Origin of the sequence: Mycobacterium sp., from assembly GCF_044370595.1 — a bacterium.
Lineage (GTDB): Bacteria > Actinomycetota > Actinomycetes > Mycobacteriales > Mycobacteriaceae > Mycobacterium.
Genome location: NZ_JBILVF010000218.1, coordinates 1 through 4,105, shown reverse-complemented (window position 1 = coordinate 4,105; position 4,105 = coordinate 1). Strand labels below are relative to the sequence as shown.

4 protein-coding genes and 1 tRNA gene are annotated in these 4,105 nt (G+C 64.4%); 1 reads left to right on the top strand and 4 read right to left on the bottom strand.

Annotated features, from left to right (window positions below):
• Nucleotide 1 precedes the first annotated feature (1 nt).
• A tRNA-Pro gene (locus tag ADBZ5N_RS17770) sits at nt 2-78 on the bottom strand.
• Between the two features lie 80 nt (nt 79-158).
• Nucleotides 159-941, bottom strand: coding sequence for a sulfite exporter TauE/SafE family protein (locus tag ADBZ5N_RS17765; protein WP_526259734.1), 783 nt, complete (start codon nt 939-941; stop codon nt 159-161).
• A gap of 153 nt (nt 942-1,094) precedes the next feature.
• Here ADBZ5N_RS17765 and ADBZ5N_RS17760 point away from each other — a divergent pair, with 153 nt between their 5' ends.
• A complete protein-coding gene (locus ADBZ5N_RS17760) occupies nt 1,095-2,450 on the top strand; it encodes an HNH endonuclease signature motif containing protein (protein WP_526259732.1) in 1,356 nt (451 codons plus the stop codon).
• A gap of 5 nt (nt 2,451-2,455) precedes the next feature.
• Here ADBZ5N_RS17760 and der read toward each other — a convergent pair whose 3' ends face one another.
• Both der and ADBZ5N_RS17750 read right to left on the bottom strand, forming a co-directional pair.
• The gene (gene der / locus ADBZ5N_RS17755; RefSeq protein ID WP_526259730.1) at nt 2,456-3,862 is read right to left on the bottom strand and encodes a ribosome biogenesis GTPase Der; all 1,407 of its coding nucleotides are present in this window, start codon (nt 3,860-3,862) and stop codon (nt 2,456-2,458) included.
• Nucleotides 3,859-4,105: (d)CMP kinase (locus tag ADBZ5N_RS17750; protein WP_526259728.1), on the bottom strand; the 247-nt coding region annotated here is incomplete at its 5' end. The genes ADBZ5N_RS17750 and der, both read right to left, overlap by 4 nt.

Genomic DNA, 4,105 nt, shown 5'->3' with positions numbered 1-4,105 from the left:
CTGGTCGGGCTGACAGGATTTGAACCTGCGACCACTTGACCCCCAGTCAAGTGCGCTACCAAGCTGCGCCACAGCCCGTTGCCGCCCGCCGAGGCGGCCAGCAGATCGAAATCCTACCGCAGTCCCAGACCACGCCGAACCCGAGCACGCCTGGGGCGTCACACCGTCAGCAAGCGGTACAACCCGATCAGGCCCACCGCGACGATCACTGCTCGTAGAGCGGTCGGCGACAACCGGCGTCCGTAGTGCGCCCCGAGCCAGCCACCGATCAGCGAACCGGCGGCGATCAACCCCACGACGGGCCAGCTGATGCGGTCGAAGGCCACCAACGTGTAGCTGATCGCAGCGACGACGTTGACCAGCATCGACAGCAGGTTCTTAGCGGCATTCATTCGCTGCACGTCCTCCGGCAGCAGCGCCCCCATGACACCGATCAGCAGAATGCCTTGCGCGGCAGTGAAATAACCGCCGTAGATGCCCACTGCGAAAGTTCCCAAGACAAGGGCGGCCATCCGCAATCCCGACACATGTTCAGCCGAGCGCCCCGCCGCCTCAGCCCGCCGACGGGCATAGCCTTGGACCCGCGGACCTGCTACGACCAGGATCAGCGCGCCTACGAGCAGTACAGGCACGACCTTGGTGAACACCCTTTCTGGCAGGTGCAGAAGGAGGAGCGACCCGATGCCGGCACCGATCACCGACGCCGGGATCTGCCAACGCAGCCGGCGCCATTGTCCGGACAACTCTTTCCGATAGCCCCACGTTCCCGAGACGCCGCCAGCGACCAGACCGATCGCATTGGACATTGTGGCGGTCACCGGCGGGTATCCAAGCGCGACCAGGGTGGGGAATGTGATGAGCGTGCCGGAGCCCACCAGCGAGTTGATTGCTCCGGCACCGACCCCGGCAAGGGCGATGAGGATCATGTGGGCAACCGACACCCGGGAACCCTAACCGGGAGTCGGCGGTAGGAGTCATTCGCTGGCGCAAGTCACCGAAAGCCGTTCTGTGGATGAAGTTCTCGATGTGGACAAACTGCCGCCCGCGGGGATGATCGCTCGAATTGTGTCACCGGGGAGGCGTATGTTTCGAACATGCATTCGATTGCTGTATCCGACGCTTTCGCCTCCCTCGAATCCGCGGTGCAGGCGCTTGGAGCGCTGGACTGGGAAAAACTGCCGGTCGACGCGTTGCTCGGGGCTCTTGATCGGGTGGAATCCGCGCGTCGCCAGACCACCGCTTGTGCCTATGACCTGGCCGCGGTGATCGAGCACTGCGACCAGAAAGCGCTTGGCGGAGTCGCGCACAAGGTCATGGCCGACGTGATGCGAACGACTGTCAGCGAGGCGCGGCGGCGCACCCGTGACGCCAACCAACTGAGTCCCCAGACCACTCTGACTGGTCAGTCCCTCCCACCGGTTTTTCCCGCTACGGCGAAGGCCTGGCATGCCGGCCTGCTTGACGTCGATCATTTACGGGCCATCCAAAAGTTCTTCAAGGATCTGCCCGACGACGTTCATCCGACCGCGGTCGAGAAGGCTGAGACCTTCCTGGCGGAGAAAGCCACCGCGCTTCGGCCTGACCAGTTGGAGAAAGTGGCCGACCGCCTGGCCGTCGAACTCAACCCCGATGGCAGGTTCTCTGATGAATACCGAGCCGCACAAAGGGGTTTCCAATGGTGCGGCCGACAACGACCCGATGGCATGAGCGTCGGCAGGTTGGTCGCAACCCCGGAACTGCGGGCCGCCCTGGAGGCGATCTTCGCCAAATTCGCCGCACCCGGTATGTGCAATCCCGAGGACCAAACCCCCACCGTAAACGGCGAACCGGCACCGGAGGTTGCCGCCCGCGATCGCCGACTGATGGCCCAGCGGCAACATGACGCCTTGGGGGCACTGGTGCGCCGCCAACTCGGTGACCCGGCACTCGGGCAGCACAATGGCCTGCCGGTGACCATCATCGCGACCACAACCCTCGAGCAACTTTGCAGCGCCGCCGGATACGCGGTCACGGGCGGCGGCACCATGCTGCCCATGCGGGATCTGATCCGAATGGCCAGCCACGCCTATCACTATTTGTGCATATTTGATAAGCACACCGAACGCGCGCTATATCTGGGACGTAGTAAGCGCATCGCCTCAGCAGATCAGCGAATTGTTTTGCACGCCAGAGACCGTGGCTGCACCGCTCCCGGTTGCGATGTCCCCGGCTACCTCACCGAGGTTCATCACGTCGACGAATGGGCCACCGGCGGACTGACCAACATCGACGATCTCACCTTCAGTTGCAAAGGCCACCATCCACTCGTCGGCCCCGGCGGTTGGAGAACAAGGAAACTCGCCGACGGCCGAACAGAATGGATACCGCCACCCCATCTGCCGCTTAGAGGCGGAACCAACGACTTCCACCACCCCGAACGGCTGCTACCCCGCGACGACGAAGCAGGGTGAAAAAATCAGCGCAACTTCGGCTTTCGCTTCTCCCGGACCCGGACGTTGATCCGGATCGGGGTGCCCTCGAAGCCGAATGTCTCGCGGAGTCGACGCTCCAGGAACCGGCGGTACCCGGCCTCCAGAAAGCCAGTGGTAAACAACACGAACGTCGGCGGGCGGGCGGCCGCCTGGGTGGCAAAGAGGATTCGCGGTTGTTTACCGCCCCGCACCGGCGGCGGGGTCGCGGCGACGACTTCCTTGAGCCAGGCGTTCAGTTGGCCGGTGGAGATTCGAGCGTCCCAAGACCCCAGCGCGGTCTCCATAGCCGGGACCAGTTTCTGCACGGCACGACCGGTCTTGGCCGAAATGTTTACTCGCGGCGCCCACTGCAGTTGAGCCAGTTGCAGGTCGATTTCGCGGTCAAGCAAGAAGCGCCGGTCCTCATCGACCAAATCCCATTTGTTGAACGCCAGCACGAGCGCGCGGCCTGCCTCGATGACCATCGACAGCACCCGCTGATCCTGCTCGGTCAGCGGCTGGGACGCATCGACCAGAACGATCACCACCTCGGCTGAGTCGATCGCGCTGTGCGTGCGCACCGATGCGTAGAACTCGTGGCCACTGGCCTGCCCGACCTTGCGGCGCAGGCCCGCGGTGTCCACGAAGCGCCACACCTTGCCGTCGAGTTCGATCAACGAATCCACCGGGTCGACAGTCGTTCCGGCGACATCATGGACCACCGAGCGCTCGGCCCCGGCCAGCCTGTTGAGCAGCGAACTCTTGCCGACATTCGGCTTGCCGACCAGAGCAACCCGACGCGGCCCACCGCCCTGACGGGCGGACTCTGAAATCGCGGGCAGGGCAACGATTACCTCGTCGAGAAGGTCAGCAACTCCACGACCGTGCATTGCACTGATCGGGTGCGGCTCCCCCATGCCCAGTGACCATAAAGCGGCGGCGTCGGCCTCGCCCTTCTCATTGTCAACCTTGTTGGCGGCCAGGAAGACCGGCTTACCCGACCGTCGCAGGATCCGTGCGGCCGCCTCATCACCCGCGGTGGCGCCGACCACCGCGTCGACCACCAGGATCACCGCGTCTGCTGTCTGCATCGCCACCGAGGCCTGCTCGGCGACCAGTCGCTGAAGACCCCTCGCGTCCGGCTCCCAGCCGCCGGTGTCCTGAACGACGAACCGACGCCCATTCCACGACGCGTCATAGGACACGCGGTCCCGGGTGACACCCGGAAGATCTTGGACGACGGCTTCGCGGCGCCCCAGTACCCGGTTTACCAGCGTGGACTTGCCGACATTTGGCCGCCCGACGATAGCCACCACCGGTGGTGGGGCACCCGCCTCGCCGGACTCGTCGGTCAGTTGTTCATCGGTGAGTTCCCAGTCGCTCTCGTCCAACCAGGTACCGTCCTGCGTCACCGGACCACCCCCGTTCGCTGTTCAACCAGATCTCGGAGATGGGCAATGACTTCGGCCTGCGTCATGTCACTGGTGTCGACGATGAGCGCATCCTCGGCCGGGCGCAACGGCGACACCGCACGGGTGGAGTCGAGATGATCCCGACGTCGCACGTCGGCCAGAACGATTTCGTATTCATCGGCCAAGCCGGCGGCGATGTTCTGATCGTTACGTCGGCGCGCGCGGGTCTCCGCGGAGGCGGTC